General features: G+C 67.1%; 12 protein-coding genes. 5 read left to right on the top strand and 7 right to left on the bottom strand.

Translation table 11 applies throughout. From position 1 onward, the window contains the following. Positions 1-120: 120 nt before the first annotated feature. Positions 121-1,020 carry a DMT family transporter gene (locus tag ACQY46_RS02735; RefSeq protein WP_428698789.1) on the top strand — a complete coding sequence of 300 codons (900 nt, stop codon included), beginning with the start codon at positions 121-123 and terminating at the stop codon, positions 1,018-1,020. Positions 1,021-1,108: 88 nt separating this feature from the next. Here ACQY46_RS02735 and ACQY46_RS02730 read toward each other — a convergent pair whose 3' ends face one another. From ACQY46_RS02730 to ACQY46_RS02705, 6 genes are all read right to left on the bottom strand, one after another. Beyond that, entirely contained in the window at positions 1,109-2,221 is a 1,113-nt protein-coding gene (locus ACQY46_RS02730; protein ID WP_428698788.1) for an ABC transporter ATP-binding protein, read from the bottom strand. Next, positions 2,221-3,948 (bottom strand): ABC transporter permease, encoded by a 1,728-nt coding sequence (locus ACQY46_RS02725; protein WP_428700391.1) that lies wholly within the window; start codon positions 3,946-3,948, stop codon positions 2,221-2,223. Before ACQY46_RS02725 ends, ACQY46_RS02730 begins: the two co-directional genes overlap by 1 nt. A gap of 141 nt (positions 3,949-4,089) precedes the next feature. After that, positions 4,090-5,445 (bottom strand): ABC transporter substrate-binding protein, encoded by a 1,356-nt coding sequence (locus ACQY46_RS02720; RefSeq protein WP_428698787.1) that lies wholly within the window; start codon positions 5,443-5,445, stop codon positions 4,090-4,092. A 175-nt stretch (positions 5,446-5,620) separates the two neighbouring features. After that, positions 5,621-7,006 (bottom strand): sigma-54-dependent transcriptional regulator, encoded by a 1,386-nt coding sequence (locus ACQY46_RS02715; RefSeq protein ID WP_428698786.1) that lies wholly within the window; start codon positions 7,004-7,006, stop codon positions 5,621-5,623. After that, the gene (locus ACQY46_RS02710; RefSeq protein WP_428698785.1) at positions 7,003-9,009 is read right to left on the bottom strand and encodes an ATP-binding protein; all 2,007 of its coding nucleotides are present in this window, start codon (positions 9,007-9,009) and stop codon (positions 7,003-7,005) included. Before ACQY46_RS02710 ends, ACQY46_RS02715 begins: the two co-directional genes overlap by 4 nt. Next, a complete protein-coding gene (locus ACQY46_RS02705; protein ID WP_428698784.1) occupies positions 9,006-10,385 on the bottom strand; it encodes an ABC transporter substrate-binding protein in 1,380 nt (459 codons plus the stop codon). Before ACQY46_RS02705 ends, ACQY46_RS02710 begins: the two co-directional genes overlap by 4 nt. Before the next feature lie 260 nt (positions 10,386-10,645). Between ACQY46_RS02705 and ACQY46_RS02700 the strand changes: the two genes are divergently transcribed. Further along, positions 10,646-12,025, top strand: coding sequence for a lipopolysaccharide biosynthesis protein (locus ACQY46_RS02700; protein WP_428698783.1), 1,380 nt, complete (start codon positions 10,646-10,648; stop codon positions 12,023-12,025). A gap of 278 nt (positions 12,026-12,303) precedes the next feature. Continuing rightward, on the top strand, positions 12,304-13,452 hold the full coding sequence (locus ACQY46_RS02695) for a GNAT family N-acetyltransferase (protein WP_428698782.1): 1,149 nt from the start codon (positions 12,304-12,306) through the stop codon (positions 13,450-13,452). A gap of 24 nt (positions 13,453-13,476) precedes the next feature. On the opposite strand, the gene ACQY46_RS02690 is transcribed toward ACQY46_RS02695, so the two are convergent. Further along, a complete protein-coding gene (locus ACQY46_RS02690; protein ID WP_428698781.1) occupies positions 13,477-14,397 on the bottom strand; it encodes a LysR substrate-binding domain-containing protein in 921 nt (306 codons plus the stop codon). 191 nt (positions 14,398-14,588) lie between these two features. On the opposite strand from ACQY46_RS02690, the gene ACQY46_RS02685 reads away from it, so the two are divergent. Both ACQY46_RS02685 and ACQY46_RS02680 read left to right on the top strand, forming a co-directional pair. Further along, positions 14,589-15,815, top strand: coding sequence for a urate hydroxylase PuuD (locus ACQY46_RS02685; RefSeq protein ID WP_428698780.1), 1,227 nt, complete (start codon positions 14,589-14,591; stop codon positions 15,813-15,815). Between the two features lie 234 nt (positions 15,816-16,049). Beyond that, a complete protein-coding gene (locus tag ACQY46_RS02680; RefSeq protein ID WP_428698779.1) occupies positions 16,050-17,060 on the top strand; it encodes a methyltransferase in 1,011 nt (336 codons plus the stop codon). Positions 17,061-17,162 lie beyond the last annotated feature (102 nt).

The raw sequence follows: 17,162 nt of genomic DNA, 5'->3' as shown, positions 1-17,162 counted from the left end.
CTTTGCAACGATCCGTATTGCAGTTGTCACCCTAACAGTTTTTCGAAACTGTATTCCACTGTCTCTGGCTGCGTCAGCCCCGCCGCGCGATAGCGACAGGGCAATCGAACGGAGGCTGACGTGGACAAGACGACAAGCGGCTGGATCAACGGTTTCATCGGCGTGGTGATCTTCAGCGGATCCCTGCCGGCAACCCGGACGGCGGTGCTGCAATTCGACCCGGTGTTCCTGACCGTCGCCCGGGCCGCCATCGCCGGGTTGCTGGCGCTTCTGCTGGTGCTGGCCTTTCGCGAGAAGCGCCCGGCGCGGGCCGATCTCGTACCGCTGGCGATCGTGGCGCTCGGGGTTGTCGTCGGCTTTCCGCTGCTGACCGCGCTGGCGCTGCAGCACGTCACCTCGGCGCATTCCATGGTCTTCATCGGGTTGCTGCCGCTTGCCACCGCGATCTTCGGCGTGATCCGGGGCGGCGAACGGCCGCGGCCGGCCTTCTGGCTGTTCTCGCTCGCCGGCAGCGCCGCCGTGGCAGGCTTTGCGCTGATGCAGGGACTGGCAGCCGGGGCGGGCGAAGGACCGGGGGAGGATGTGGCAACCTCCTCCACCGGCGACCTGTTGATGCTGGCGGCAATCGTCGTTTGCGGCCTGGGCTATGCGGAAGGGGCGCACCTGTCGCGCAGGCTGGGCGGCTGGCAGGTGATCTCCTGGGCGCTCATCCTGTCGCTGCCGGCGATGATCGTGCTCGCCATCGTCCTGATGCCGGCCAGCTTTTCCGGCATCGCGCCGCCCGCATGGACCGGGCTTGCCTATGTGTCGTCCTTCTCGATGCTGATCGGATTCGTCTTCTGGTACCGGGGACTGTCGCAGGGCGGCATTGCGGCGGTGAGCCAGCTGCAGCTGCTGCAGCCGTTCCTCGGCCTGGCGCTTGCCGCCTGGCTGCTGCACGAACCGGTGACCTGGACGATGCTGGCCGTCACCCTTGCCGTGATCGCCTGCGTGGCTGGCGCCCGGCGCTTCGCCCGCTGAAGGCCTGCATGACGGGGGCGCCGGCGGCCCTTGCGGACCGCCGGCGCCCGTGCATCCGGCTGTCTTTGCAGCCCGGGAGGAGCTTCGATCAGGCGCGGATCAATACCGCCTGGTCGTGGTTCAACCGGATGCGGACCTTCTCGCCCGGATCTCTGCGGGCGACCCCGCGCGTGTGGCGCTCGTCGACCAGAAGATCCTGGTCGCCGACACGGACCTGGTAGCGGATGACGCTGCCGAGGAACTCGGCCGCGACCACGCCCGCCTCGATGCTGTCCGGGCCGGTCCCGTCCGTGAAGTCGATGCTCTGCGGACGCAGGACCATCTTCGCCGGCCCGTCCTGCTCGCCGGGACGGAGCGGAACGACGAGCCCGGAGCCGGCGCGAAAGAGCGATGCGCCGTCCGCATCGCGGCCGACGGTTCCCTCGACCACGTTGGCGGTGCCGAGGAACTTCGCCACGAAGCTGTTGGCCGGCGTGTCGTAGACATCGTCCGGCTTGCCGACCTGCTGCACCACGCCGTCGGCCATCACCGCGATGCGGTCGCAGATCGTGTTCGCCTCCTCCTGGTCATGGGTGACGAAGATCGTGGTGATGCCGAGCCGGCGCTGCAGCTTGAGCAGGTCCTGGCGCATCTGCACCCGCAGGTTGGCGTCGAGATTGGAGAGCGGCTCGTCGAGGAGCAGCACGCGCGGCTCGACGACGATGGTGCGGGCGAGCGCCACACGCTGCTGCTGGCCGCCGGAGAGCTGGGAAGGATAGCGCTCCGCATAGGCTTCCATGCCGACCAGTTCCAGCGCGGCGCGCACCCGGCGGTCGGCATCGGCGCCCCGGATCTTCCGCTCGTTGAGGCCGTAGGCGACGTTCTTCGCCACCGACATGTGCGGCCACAGGGCATAGTTCTGGAACACCATGCCGACATTGCGCCGCCAGGGCGCCTCGCCGACGATGTCGGCGCCGTCGAGCAGGATGGCGCCGCGCGGCGTCGGGCCGAAACCGGCGATCGCGCGAAGCAGCGTCGACTTGCCGGATCCCGAGGGACCGAGAAAGGCGAAGAACTCGCCCGGCTCGATGGTCAGGTCGATGCCCTTCAGCACCTCGGTCGAGCCGAAGGAGAGGCCGAGGTCGCGGATCTCGATGCCGATCGCGGAAATGGCGGCGCCGACGGCGGTATTGCCGGGTGTCCTGCCGGTTGAAGCGTTCATCAGCGATGTCCTCCGCTGTTTTCGGGTGTGCTGCGGTCGCGGCGCGCCTTTTCCACGAGGCGGTGCGAGAGGTAGGTCGCAAGACCCACGATGACGACGGCCATGACGCCGAGGGCGGCGCCAGGTCCGCGGCCGGCGGCCGATTGCATGAAGAGATAGAGGCCGTAGGAAAGCGGCGCGTCGTTCTCGCTGGAGACCAGCATGATGGTGGCCGAAAGTTCCACGGCGGCGGTGGCGAAGCTGGTGACGAAGCCGGCGACGAGGCCGCCGGCCATCAGCGGCACGACGATGCGCCGTACGGTGCGCAGTTTCGACGCGCCGAGGTTTTCCGAGGCCTCTTCCAGCGCCGGGGCGATCTGCTGCAGGGCGGCGGTGCAGGAGCGCAGCGCATAGGGCAGGCGCCTGATGGCGAGGGCGATGACGATGATCCCCCACCAGGTGGCCAGCGGCTGGCCGGTTCCCGGCATCTCGATGCCGTAGAACATGCGCAGGTAGCCGATGCCGAGCACCACGCCGGGAACGGCGAGGGCGGCGACGGCGATATGGTCGAGCCACTTGCGGCCGACCACCCCGGTGCGCATCACCACATAGGCGATCGCGGTGCCGAGCACGATGTCGATCAGGCCGGCGAGCCCCGCATAGATCAAGGTGTTCTTGATGAAGGTGCCCGCCGAGGTCAGCGCCGTGCCGTAGTGGTCAACGGTGAAGCCGTCGGGCATGACGCTGAACGACCAGACCGTGCCGAAGGACAGCAGCAGCAGGCCGAGATGCGGCGCGAGGACGATGCCGAGGATCAGGAACACGACCAGGTAGCAGGCGGCCGCCTCGTGAGGGCGCAGGTCGCGCCTGGCGATGCCGCCGCCGCCCTTCTGGGTGGTCGAGTAATCCTTGCCGTGCATGCCGAGGAACGACACCCACATGGCGAAGACCGAGAAGACGATGAGGATCGTCGAGATGACATAGCCCATCGGGTCGGAGATGCCGACCGAGGAGATGCGCAGATAGGCCTGCGGCGCCAGCATCGTGTTGACGTTGAGCAGCAGCGGCGTGCCGAGATCATCGAAGACCTTGACGAAGACCAGCGATGCGCCGGCGATGTAGCCGGGCATGGCCAGCGGGAAGACGATCTTGCGGAACAGCCGGAGGCCGCTCGAACCGAGCATCTGCGCGGCTTCCTCCATCGAGCGGTCGATATTGTGCAGGCTGGCCGAGAGGTTGATCAGGATGAACGGGAAATAGTGGATGCTCTGGACGAAGATGACGCCGTTGAGGCCGTCCATGAAGGGCACGGTGATGCCGAAATGGTCGCGCAGCAGCAGGTTGACGCTGCCATTGGAGCCGAACAGCAACTGCATCGCCACCGCGCCGATGAAGGGCGGCATGATCAGCGGCACGAAGGACAGGGTCTGGATGATGACCGAGCCGGAAAAGTTGAAGCGCGAGGTGAAGTAGGCGAGTGGCAGCGCGATCACGGTCGCGATCACCACCGAGACGCCGGCGACATAGAGCGAGTTGAAGAAGGACTGGCGGAACAGGGCGCTGTTGAAGAAGTCCTGGAAGTTGACCAGCGTGAAGCCGCCCGTTCCCGGGTCCTGGAAGGCGACCTGGATCACCTTGAGGACGGGAACGACGAGAAACGCGCCGAGAAACAGCAGGATCAGGCCGGCGACCACATACGGGCCGAGCGACACCCCTCGCACAGACCGCCGCAGGGCAACGGACGTCATGACGATGTACTCCGGATTTTCGGGAAAGGTGAGCGGTGGCGCCGGGGACGGCCCGTCCCCGGCGCGGGTCGATGGCGGCCGCAGCGCCTTCGCACCGCGGTTGGGTTCCGCCATCCCGCTCCGGCTTGCGGCTTTGCGCCGTCAGAGCATGCCGGCGGCCTTGTTGGCGAGTTCGACGGCCAGGCTGTAGTTGTGGATCACCTTGGTGTCCCACTCCTGCTCGATCTCGGCCTGCCGCCCCTCGACCTTGACGTCCTTGGACTTGCGCTTGGTCTTGAAGATGGCGTTGAAGTCCGGGTCCAGAGCCTCCGCCTCGGACACAGGCAGCGCCGCGATCAGGGCCCTGGCCTCGTCGATGAGCGCTGCCGCCTCGGCATTCGCCGCACCGGACTGCTCGAGCTTGGCCTCAGCCTGTTGCACGGCCTGCGTTGCCGCGCGCAGGTCGTCGAGACGGTAGGTGATCATCACGTCGAACAGCGAATTGACGACGTTGTAGCGCTTCTCCGACAGGTCGCTGTCGAAGTTGACTTCAGTTTTGATCGATCCGTCAAACGGGTTCGGCAGGCCTTCCGGTGCGTTGCCATAGGCATTCTGGTTGACCGGCAGGCGCATGATCTTCGCATCGAAGAGCAGCTGCTGGCCGTCCGGCGACAGCAGGAAGTCGACGAATTTCTGCGCCGGCGCCTCGTTCGGCGCATTGGCCACGACGCCGATATTGGCGGGCACCAGCGCGGTCACGCCCGGATAGCGGAAGTCGACCGGGAAACCGGAAGCCTTGGAGGAGAAGCCGAAGAAGTCGATGACCACGCCGATGCCGAAGGAACCGCTGTTGACGCCGTCCGGCACGCCGAAGCTGCGCTCGGTGATCGTCTTGGCGTTGCCGCCCATGGCGAGAATGGTCTGCCAGCCGTCCTGCCAGCCTTCGCCCTGCAGGATGGTCTCGATGGTCAGATGGGTGGTGCCGGAGCGCGACGGCGCGGAAATGCCGACATGGCCGTGATAGACGGGCTTTTCCAGATCGCTCCACTCCTGCGGCACCGGCAGGCTGTAGGCGTCCATGTAGCGGGTGTTCCACATCATCCCGTAGCCCGACAGGGCGAAGCCGAGATAGCGGCCGTCCGGATCGTTGATCGGATAGCCGTTGAGGTCGGAGGGGATGCCGTCGACCTCGCGCGAGTACTTGGCAAGAAGGCTTTCGCCCTTGAGCACCTCGAAGGCATCCGGGGCGGATGCCCAGAAGATGTCCGACTGGTTGTTCTGCGCGGTCTCGATCAGGTATTTCACGCCGCTGGAGGTGCTCTTGTTCAGAACCTCCACCGCGATCGAGGGGTGCTTGGCCATGAAGGCGGTCTTGAAGACATCCGTCAGGTCGGTGGGAAAGGACGTGACGATGACGAGCTTGTCGTCGGCCGCGTGGGCCGCCGCCGAGGCCAGGATCGCCGCGGTCGCGACGCCAAGCCCGAGACGGCGCATGGTTGCCTGAAATCTGTTCTGCATGAGTTCCTCCCTGAGATGGCCGTTCGTCGAACCGCGAACCGCCTGGGAGGTGAATTGCAACCGGTGTGCCACTCCGTCCGGATCACAGGCCTTTCATCAATGAATTGATATTACTGAACTAAATGTCATCGTGACTGGTCGGCGCGATCTCCAGAAGGGTCATTAGTGACCCGCTCTAGTTTTCATTTGGGTCACTATCGACACCTTCGTCGTCCGCATAGTCCTGCCGGTCGAGGCCGTGGCGCTGCATGCGCAGGTAGAGCTTCTTCCGGGGGATGCCGAGATGGCGGGCGGTCATCTGGATCCGTCCGCCGGTCTCGCGCAGCGCCGCCGCCAGCACGCCGCGCTCGAAGGCATCGATGCGCTCGGGCAGCGTCTGGCTCGTCTCCGCATCCTCGAACGGGCGTTCGGGAGCCGGGTCGATGCCCAGCGCGAAGCGTTCGGTGAAGTTGACGAGCTCGCGGACATTGCCCCGCCATGGCATGCGCATCAGCGTCTCGAACAGCGACGGCCCGGGCTCGGCCAACGGCAGTCCGTGACGTTCGGCGGCGCGCGCCGCGTATTGCATGAAGATCAGCGGGATGTCCTCGCTCCGCCGCCTGAGCGGGGGGATCGACACTTCCGCGACGGCGATCCGGTAGAAAAGATCCGCCCGGAACGCGCCCCGGGTCGAGGCCTCCTCAAGGTCCACCTTGGCGGCGGCGACGACGCGCACGTCGATGCGGATTTCCTCCTTGCCGCCGAGCCGCTCGATGGTTTGCGCCTGCAGCGCGCGCAGTAACTGGGTCTGGTGCGACAACGGCATGCTCTCGATCTCGTCGAGAAACAGGGTGCCGCCGCTTGCCTGTTCGAGCCGGCCGATCCGTCGCCGGTCGGCGCCGGTGAAGGCGCCGGCCTCGTGCCCGAACAGTTCGCTGGCGATCAGTGTGTCGGGAAGCGCGCCGCAATTGAGGGCGACAAAGGGTCCCCGGCGGCGCGGCCCGCATTCGTGCAGGGCGCGGGCCACCAGTTCCTTGCCGGTTCCGGTTTCCCCGTAGACGACCGTGTTGACATCCGCCGGGGCGATCGCCCGGATGCGGTCGCGCAGGCGGCCCATGGCCGGGCTGTTGCCGATCAGTTCCTTCTCGATGTGGTAGGCGCGCCCCGTGCCTTCCGCCAGGCGGCGGTTCTCCAGCACCAGTGCGCGCATCTGGGCGGCGCGGCCGACCACGGAGAGCAGCATTTCCGGGTCGGTCGGCTTCTCGACAAAGTCATAGGCTCCCGCCCGCACGGCGCGCACCGCCATGGGAATGTCGCCATGGCCGGTGATGATGATCACCGGGAGCTGCGGGTCGATCGCCCGCACCGCCTTGAGGATGCCGAAGCCGTCGAGCCCGGGCATGCGCAGGTCCGTGACCACCACGCCCGGCCAGGCGGGAGAGAGGATTTCCAGCGCCTTTGCTCCGTCGGCAAAGGCCTGCGGGCGATAGACCTCGAGCGCCAGCGTCTCGGACCATGCCTTGCGGATTTCCGCTTCGTCGTCGATCAGCAGGACGGGGGTGCCGGAGATGTTCTGGCTCATGTCTTGAAGAGTTCCACTGTGGCGATGACGCCGCCTTCTTCGGCGCGTCCGATGTCGAGCCGGCCGCCGAGGTCGCGAACGATATTGTAGGAGATCGAGAGGCCGAGACCCAGGCCCTCGCCCGGCGGCTTGGTGGTGAAGAAGGGATCGAAGGCCCGGTCGCGCGCCTCCTCGCTCAGGCCCGCGCCGGTGTCGCTGAGGCTGACACGGGCGAGACGCCCGGTTTCCTCGATGCCGATGGTGAGCCGGGGTGTGTCGCTGTTCTTCATGGCATCGAGCGCGTTGCTGATCAGGTTGACGAAGACCTGCTCGAGCTGCGCCGGCTCGGTCATCACGTCAACCGGTTCGCCGGGCTGGCGCCAGACCACCTCGACAGTTTCGCTCGCGATCCGCTGCTCGAACAGCGACAGGGCGTTGGCCATCACTTCGCGGACGTCGTGGCGCGTTGCCGCTTCCTGGGGACGCCTGGCGAAGGTCTTCAGGTGGTTGGAGGATTTCGACAGGCGCTTGATCAGGCGGTCGATGTCGCCGAGCTTCTCCCGGCACATCGCCGTCTCGCCCTTCTCCAGATAGCGCACCGCATTGTGGGTATAGGACCCCATCGCCATGAGCGGCTGGTTGAACTCGTGCGCGATGCCGGCCGAGAGCTGTCCGAGGGCGGCGAGCTTGGCGGCCTGGACCAGCTCGGCCTGGGTTTCGCGCAGGTCGTTCTCGACGCCGCGGCGCCGGGCGATCTCACCGGTCAGGGCGATGTTGGACTGGTTCAGTTCCCGGGCGCGCTGGTCGAGGGCCTGCGACTTGTGACGAAACAGGCGGACCGCGTCGGCAAGCTGGCCGATCTCGTCCTTGCCCTCGACCGGGACCCTGACGTCCTTGTCGCCATCGGAGATCGCCTGCATCGAGGTGAGCACCGCCATCAGCCGGCCGAACAGCTGACCGCGCACATAAAAGACCGTGAAGGCGAGCAGCAGGCCCAGCATGACGAGCATGCTGACGACGCTGAACACCCGGCCGCGGGCGACGGTGCCGTCGATCTCGGCCGCCACGGTTTCCGAACGCAGTCCGCTTTCGCGCACGGCCCCGGCGACAATGCTGCCGAGCCGCTCCAGCAGCACGCCGTTTTCTTCCTGCAGGCGCAGGCTTTCCGCGCTCAGCGCGTTCTCGCGCAGCTTCAGCGCCAGCAGGTCGCGGCCCGGCTGGCCGTAATCCGCAATTTCCTCCCAGAGCTGGCGCAGGGTGATGGCGCTCGGATTGACCGACAGGCCGGCGGCGTTGACATTCGCCTCGGCGATGGTGTCGGCCAGGCGTCCCTTCAGGTGCTCGATGCGCCGGAAGTCGGTCTCGGCCGCGCCCCGCAGCATCAGGCCGACGGCGAGATTGGCATTGGCGTGCAGCCGGCCGAGGGCCTCGGCGTTGCGGATCTCCACGGCGACGCCGTCCCGCCGCTCCTGCCAGGGGCGGCCGGCGCTGCCGTCTACGTCCCGCAACGCGGCGGCGACATTGAACTTGGCATCGGTCAGGAGCGGGTCGACCTCGAGCAGGAAGTCGCCGTGCAGCCGGTTGATCCGGGCGATCTGCGCGCTGAGCACCGCGCGCTGGCCGAAGCGGCGCGCGACGCTGCGGTCGAGGTCCTGCACGGTGGCGTCGAGCCTGCCCAGAACGTCCTCGACGGAGGCGGCGAAGCCGGCCGTCGCCCGTGTTCGTGGAAGCAGGGCGCGGAGCGTCTGGAAGTGCTGGCGCAACCGTTCGGCGGCGGCCTCCCGGTCGAACTGCGTCTCGGCATTGCCCAGCAGCGGAACGTCGACGCGGACGGCCTGGCCGATCTCGGCGAAACGGGCGTTCGCGGCCGCCAGCGACAAGGTGTCGGAGGCAAGCCGGCTGACCGACTGGCCGACACGGGTCAGCGTCAGGCTGGTGACGATCGTCGCGATGATCGCGACCCCGGCGATCAGCGCGATCGAGGCGATCAGCTTGAGCTTGAGGCTGGCCAGGTCCGATTTCACGGCCGGTCCGCCGTCGCCGTGTCGGCAATGAATGCATCGAGCTGGGCGACCAGCTCGCGAGCCCGGTCGAAGCGGTTGCTGAAGTCGTGTGCCCAGCTGTCCTGGATCCGGAGGCGACCGTCGAGCGAGCGGAACTCGACATCGGCGGGCAGGGGTTCGAGAAGGTTGAGATCGGCCATGAAGGGGGCGACCGGTACGCTCTCAAGGAGGGTGCGGACCCGGTCCAGATGGCCGCTCATCACGGAGGAGGCGGAGATGAGCGGCTCCCCCTCCAGCCGGTGCACCGCGTCCCAAAGCTGGGCGAGCTCGACCTGCCGATAGGTGATCATTTCGTCGAAAAGCGCCGTCACCACCGCAAGGCGCCTTGCGGCGAGCCGCGCGTCGAACGCCGGGGCGGCCGGAGAGCGGTCAGGGGTGAACCCGGCCTCACGCCAGAGCCCGGGCAGGACGGGGATGCGGGCGATGGCCGGATCGAGCAGCAGAGCCTGCGCCCCGGCCGAGCGCAGGCCGTCGACGAAGTCTCCCGCAAGAGGGTTGCCGGCACCCTTGCGCGTTATGGCGACGCTTGCCGGGAAGACCTGCGCCGACAAGGGCTTGAAGGCAAGGCGACCCGGCGGCTTGCGGCCGACGCTGGCGAGGAAGTCGATGCCGATGCCAAAGGCGAAGCGACCCTTGCGCACGCCTTCGGGCACGCCGAAGCTGCGGGCGGTGATGGTGGCGATGTTGCCGCCGAGCCGGGAGATGACGGCCCAGCCCTCCTGCCAGCCATACTGCTGGAGGATGACCTCGACGAAGAGATGCGTGGTGCCGCTGCGCGCCGGCGAGGTCATGCCGATCCGCCCGGCAAGCGCTCGGTCCGTGAGGCCCTTCAGGTCGGACGGCACGGGCAGCCTCGTCGTCTTCGCCCACATCAGGCCGACCCGCGACAGGGCGAAACCGAACCGCGACCCATCCGGCGCATCGACTGCCAGCCCGCCGAAATCCGCCGGCGGGCGGACCTTTTCCGGAACCTGCGCCAGCAACTCGGCGTCCTGGAGCATGCGAAAGGCGATCGGCGAGCTCGACCAGATGAGGTCCGGCTCCGGTTGCCGTTTCTCGCGCATGTGGTCGAGGATCGAGATCGTGTTCTTGTTGATAACGCAGGTGGCGACGTTCGTCGAGGCCGAGAAGCGGTCGACGAACGGGGCGTAGAAGCTTTCGGGGTAGGATGTGAGGATGGTCAGGTCGCAGTCGGGATCGACGGCGAGGCCGGTCTCGGGAGATTGCGTGTTGGCGGGCATCACGGTGGCAAGCAGAACGGCGCCGGCCAGCAGCAGCGCGGCTTGCGTGTTCCTGCGATTGTTCCGCTTGCCTGAATGCGCTGCGCGTCGGCGCAAGCGGGCGCGGCCGATTTGCCTTTTTCCTCCCATGGGGCGATTAGCGACCACCGTCCGGCTTTCGTCAACGGCCAGTTCGCGGTCCGTCTGTTCCCTCAAGCGATCTGGACAATTCCGGTCGGGTCGGGTGACAAGGTCTGCGCCGGTCCGCCTGCGGCGCGCACGGAAAATTAAACCTCGACACGCTAGGCTGGCGCCGGTCGACCGAAAAGGAGCTGCCGACTTTGCGCCTGTCCCTGTTGACATGGGCCGAACGGGTCTTGCCCGCAATCGTCCTGACGCGCGTGCGTCCGGCGCTTGTGCGCCTGGAGGCGGTGCTGACCGGCGAGCCGGACACGTCGCGGGCGCAGCGCATGGCGCTGATCGTTTTCGGCGTCCGTGTCCTCGGTGCGGTGATGGCCTATGTGCTGCAGGTCATCCTGGCGCGCATGATGGGCGGCCACGAATACGGGATCTATGTCGTCGTGTGGACGATGGTCATCGTGCTCGGCATCTTCGCACCCCTGGGCTTTTCCTCATCGGTGTTGCGGCTGATCCCGGAATACCGGGCACAGGGCGCGACCGGGCGACTGAACGCGCTCCTCATCGGCAGCAGGCTTGCCGGAGGCCTGTCCGCGACGGCGATCGCGCTTGTCGGGGTTTGCGTGGTCTTGCTCGCCGGCGACCTGATCGCCTCCTACTACGTGCTGCCGCTGCTACTGGGCGCGATCTGCCTGCCGCTGTTCACCATCGGCAGCATCCAGGACGGCATTGCGCGCGCACATGACTGGCCGTTGCTGGCGATGCTGCCGCCGTTCATCTGGCGGCCGCTGGCGATCCTGTGCGGCATGACCACCGCCGTCTGGCTCGGCGCGCCGGCAACTGCCACCGCAGCCTGCATCGTCACGATCGTCGCCACCTGGCTGGTTACGCTGGCGCAGATGTTCGTGCTCGGCCGCTCGCTGAAGAGCGAACCGCCACGCCTGCCGTCCCGCGACAACTGGGCGATTTCGACCTGGCTGAAGATCTCGCTGCCGATCCTGCTGGTCGAGGGGTTCTTCCAGCTGATCACCAGCGCCGACGTGATCCTCGTCAGCCTGTGGCGGCCGCCCGACGAGGTGGCGGTGTATTTCGCCGCCTCGAAGACCCCGGCCCTTGCGCATTTCGTTTATTTCGCGGTCCGCTCGGCGACCGCGCACCGCTATTCCCAGCTCTACCAGAGTGGCGCCCATGCAGAGCTCGCCACACTGGTCAGCGACACCGCGCGCTGGACCTTCTGGCCGACGCTCGGCCTGTGCGCCCTGCTGGTGCTGATCGGCCCGTTCCTGCTGGCCTTGTTCGGGCCGAACTTCACCAGCGGCTATCCGGTGATGCTGATCCTGCTTGCCGGCGTGCTGGCCCGCGCCTCGGTCGGCCCGGTGGACGCTTTGCTGACGATGGCGGACCAGCAGAACCGCTGCGCATTGATCTACGCGCTCGCCTTCACGCTCAACATCGTGCTCAACGTCTCGCTGATCCCGGTTCTGGGCATTGTCGGTGCCGCCCTGGCCACGGCAATGGCGATGATCTTCGAGGCGGCGGCGCTGTGTCACCAGGCGCGCGCGCGCCTCGGGCTGAACCCGTTCATCCTCGCGGGGGCAGGCCGCAGTCCGGCGTCCTGAGCGCGGTGCGGGTCACGGCCTTGTGTCTGCAAGGTTAACCAAAGACTAATGAAACCCCGACAATCGCGGGATAGTTGTGGCATGGTCCGGCTTCATGTCGGCGCGTATCGGTTCGCGCCGCGCCTGCTTGACGGGGCATCTCGATGGCGATTGCCGAGAGACAGGGAAGGCCGCATCCTGCAACACCCGGCAGGGCGGTGCCGGCCGGAACGGGCACGACGCGGTCGCGCGGACAAGGCCGGACGAACGTATCGCGGCAGGGGGCGGATGGGCGCGAGGTGACGACCGGCAACCACATGACCGCCACGGTCTTCACGGCCGGCGAGGCGGGACCGCATCTGGGCGCTTGGCACGCATTGGCGGACCAGGCGCTGGAACCGAACCCTTTTTTCGGCCCGGAATTCCTGCTCCCCTATCTCCGGCACATGGAGCGGGAGGACGTCGTGATCGCCGCCATCCGCGATGCGGCCGACGACACTTTCCTTGCCCTTGCACCCTTCGCGCGGAGGCGCGAGGGCCTTTTGGCGCGGCGGGTGACCATGCTTGCAGGCGAGTACGGCCCGCTCGGCGCGCCGCTGCTGGCGCCGGATGCCGATCCGCAGGTGCTCGACGCCCTGCTCGAGGCGGCGGTCGGGCATTTTGGCGGCCGGCTGGTCGCGCTTCCCTATCTGCGGACGGACGGTCCGGTTTTCGACCTGTTGCAGGATGTCTGCGCGCAGACCGGCTGGCGCCTTGCCCGCGACAATGACAGCCTGCGCGCCGGCCATGCGACCGGGGCGACCGGGCACGAGCAGTACCGCCTGCTCGGAACGCGCCGGCGCAAGGAGCTCGACCGCCAGTTCCGGCGGCTGGGCGATGCCGGTGCGACCGCGCTGGCCAGCGTGACGGACAGCGCCGGAATTGCCGAGGCCTTCGATCGGTTCCTGGAACTCGAGGCGGCCGGCTGGAAGGGGCGCCGCGGAACGGCGCTCGCGAGCGAGCCGTCGCGCGCCGCCTTTGCCCGGGCCTTCGTCCAGGGCATGGCGCAGGCCGGCAAGGCGCGCATCGACATGCTGACGCAAGACGGGGTCGCGGTTGCCATGCTGGTGATGCTGCGCGACCGCGACCGGGTGTTTTCCTGGAAGATCGCCTTCGACGAGGCGCGGGCCCGCCTTTCTCCCGGAGCGCAGGTCACCCGCTACGCGATGCGGCGCAATCTGGAGGAGGCCGGTCTGGCCGAGGCGGATTCGCTCGCCATTCCCGACCATCCGATGATCACGCCCCTTTGGCGCGGCAAGGTGCCCTACGCGCGACTGGTCGTCGCGCGCGGTCCGCTCGCCGGCCCGGCGCTCGCATTCGCACGGGCGGACCTGGCCGCCAGGCGCGGCCTGCACCGGATCGCCAAGGCGGTTCTTCGCCGGCTGCGGCCAGCGGCGGAGGCGACCTGACCGGAACCCGGTCCCTGCACGGCGTCAGCCGCCGCGCAGCAGGCGGTCGACCGCCGCCTTGCAGCGGGTCGTGACGAAATCGATGAAGAGGCGGATCTTGGGGTCCTGATAGCGCTTGTGCGGATAGAGGCAGGCAAGCTGCACCGGCGGGGGCGGGGTTGACCGGCAGACCTCTTCCAGGCGCCCGGCGCGCAGGTGGTGGGCGACCTCGAAAAGCGGCTTGTTGACGATGCCGCAGCCGGCAAGCGCCCAATCCGTAAGCACATCGCCATCGTCGGACTCGTAAGGGCCTGTCACCTCGTGGCGGACCGGACCGTCGGGGCCGACCAGCGTCCAGTTGAATTCGCTGGTTCCGGGAAAGCGCAGCAGCAGGCAGTGGTGACGCTCGCGCACCAGCGCCGCGCCGTCGGCGGGATGCCCGTGGCGGTCGAGATAGGCGGGCGCGGCGCACAGCACACGGGCGCAGTCGAGAACCGGGCGCATGCGCAGTGCTGAATCGGCCGGCTGGCCGAGCACGAACGCGACATCGAGCCCCTCGCCATGCACGTCGACCTTGCGGTCCGACAGGCGCAGGCGGACTTCGATGTCCGGATAGGCAGCCTTGAAACCGGGAATGAGGGGAGCGATCAGCCGCCGGCCGATGCCAAGCGGCGCGGCGACGAAGATGGAACCGCGCGGGTTGCGGGCGACGTCGGCGACAGCGGCCTCCGCCTCCTCGATCGTGTCGAGGATCTTGACCGCGCCCTTGTAGAAGATGCTTCCGTGCTCGGTCGGGGTCAGCTTGCGGGTGGTGCGGTTGAACAGCCGCACCCCTAGATGCTTCTCCAATTCGCCGATGCGGCTGGAGACGACGGCGGGCGACACCCGCTGGTCGCGCGCCGCAGCCGACATCGAACCGAGGTCGACGACGCGGACAAACACCTTGAGATTGTTCACGTAGGACATGAGACGCTCGTACCATTTTCAAGAAAATCTTGATAGTGATCGAAGCGTTGCCCGACTTTTTTGCAAATGACGGATCTGCGAAGATTTCGACTGCTGCCGAGAGACGCCGCGATTGGCATGTTTTGTGATTGATGTTGACGGGAGGGGAGCCGGAGCCCGGCTCCGGCACCGATCCTGAAGGGGGACGCAAGATGGAACTGCTGATCGCGTGGGACTGGCTGTCCTTTGCCTTGCGCTGGCTGCATGTGGTCACCGCGATCGCCTGGATCGGGTCGTCCTTCTACTTCATCGCCCTTGATCTCGGCCTGCGCAAGGCGCCGGACCTGCCGACTGGCGCGCATGGCGAGGAATGGCAGGTGCATGGCGGCGGCTTCTACCATATCCGCAAGTACCTGGTCGCGCCGGCGAGCCTTCCCGAGCACCTGACCTGGTTCAAGTGGGAGAGCTATGCGACATGGCTCTCCGGCTTCGCGCTGATGGCGGTCGTCTACTATGTCGGTGCCGACCTCTACCTCATCGACGCCAATGTCCTGGAGATGACGCAGCCGGTGGCGGTCGGCGTGTCGATCGCCTCGATCGCCCTTGGCTGGATTGTCTACGACCTGCTCTGCCGCTCGCCGCTGGGCAAGAGCACGACCGGGTTGATGCTGCTTCTCTACGTCGTGCTCGTTGCCATGGCCTGGGGCTACACGCAGCTCTTCACCGGGCGTGCCGCCTTCCTGCACCTGGGCGCCTTCACGGCGACGATCATGTCGGCCAACGTGTTCATGGTCATCATCCCGAACCAGAAGAAGGTCGTCGCCGCGCTGCTGGCCGGCGAGACGCCCGATCCGGCGCTGGGCGCGCAGGCCAAGCAGCGGTCCCTGCACAACAACTACCTGACGCTGCCGGTCGTCTTCCTGATGCTGTCGAACCACTATCCGCTGGCCTTCGCCACGCCCTACAACTGGGTGATTGCCTCGCTGGTGTTCCTGATGGGCGTCACCATCCGCCATTTCTTCAATACCACCCACGCCCGCAAGGGCACGCCGTGGTGGACCTGGGCGGTCACGGCCGCGATCTTCCTCGCCGTCGTCTGGCTCTCGGCGCAGACACCGGCCGGCGAGGCCGATACCGCCGAGGCCGGCCCGGTTCCGCCGCGCCTTGCCCGGTTCGTCGAGGACCCGCATTTCGAGACGGTGCGCGACACGGTGCTGGGCCGTTGCTCCATGTGCCACGCGGCCGAACCTCTGTGGGAGGGACTGGCCGTCGCGCCGAAGGGCGTGCGCCTGGAAACCGACACGGAGATCGCCGCGCATGCGCGCGAGATCTACCTGCAGGCGGGCCGTTCGCAGGCGATGCCGCCGGCCAACCTGACCTATATGGAGCCTTCCGAGCGCGCGCTTCTGGCCGCCTGGTACGAAAGCGCCACCCGCTGACGCAGGGTCGCGCGGGCGGCAGGCCGGCCTGACTGCCCAAATCGGTGGCATCCGCTCCCGCTGCACTGGATTGCGGCGCGCTTTCGTATTATCAAGTCCCCATCGCCACCAACAAGCCTGCGCAAGCGAAGCGTCATCGACGTTCTTCGTTCCGGGATCGTATTGCCACGCGATGGAAAACCTCCATCCGTGCATCGAAATCGGGCAGGATTTGCAAGAGGAGACGGGACACACATGACGGTTCTGACAGAGGCCGAGGAAATCTCGGATATTGCTTTCGGCTACATGGGATCGAAGGCATTGTTCGCCGGACTTCACTTCGGAATCTTCACGAAACTGGATGAGGGTCCCGCGTCGGTCGACGAGATCGCCCCGAAGATCGGACTGCCGCGCGAGCGCTGCCGCACCTTGCTGACCGCCCTGACGGCGCTGGGCCTGACAGAGACGCGCGAGGGGACCTATGCCAATTCGCCGGCGGCGGAGCGGTTTCTGGTCAAGGGCGCGAAATACGATTTCGGCGACTATCTGCGCCTGCAGGTCGGCCAGCAGATGTATCCGCTGATGGACCAGATCGAGCCGGCGCTGGCCGGCGAGCTGCCCGAGGAGGCGACAGCCTCCTATGCCGACTGGTTCTCCGACGCGGAAGAGGCGCGCCTTTATTCGGAAAGCCAGCATGCCGGTTCGCTCGGCCCGGCGCGGGGCCTGGCGAAACGCGTCGACCTGTCGGGTGCGAAGACCCTGCTCGACGTCGGCGGCGGCACTGGCGCCTTCGCCATCACCCTGTGCAAGGCGTTTCCGCAACTTGCCGCCACGGTCGTCGAGTTTCCCAATGTGGCGGATCTGGGCGAGGCGTTCGTCGCGCGCGCCGGCCTTTCGGATCGCATCCGCTACCTGAAGGGCAACGCGCTGGAAGCGGAGTGGCCGGAAGGGCAGGACGCGATCCTGATGTCCTACCTGCTGTCCGGCGTGCCGGATCACGCGCATGAGGCGCTTTTTGCCCGTGCCTTCGCGCATCTGGCGCCCGGCGGGGTCGTGATGATCCATGATTTCGTCGTTGACGCGGACCGGAGCGGGCCGAAAAACACCGCGCTGTGGCAGTTGCAGCATACGGCGTTCACGCCGGAGGCGCGCTCGATCGCCGACGACTGGCTGGAGAGGCGCCTCGTCGCGGCCGGTTTCAAGGATGTCTTGGTGGAGGTCCTGATCCCCGGCATGACCAAGATCGCCACGGGGCGGCGCCCCTGAGGGCGATGCATGCTTGCAACAGGGTGACGCAACGCGGTCACATTGCTGCGAAATCGCTTCGCCGTAAGGGAAGTGTCAGGTAAACCGGGCTATAGATTTCGG

Origin of the sequence: Stappia sp., assembly GCF_965276915.1 — a bacterium.
In the GTDB taxonomy this organism is placed as follows: Bacteria; Pseudomonadota; Alphaproteobacteria; order Rhizobiales; family Stappiaceae; genus Stappia.
This window is presented reverse-complemented; position numbering and strand designations above follow the sequence as displayed.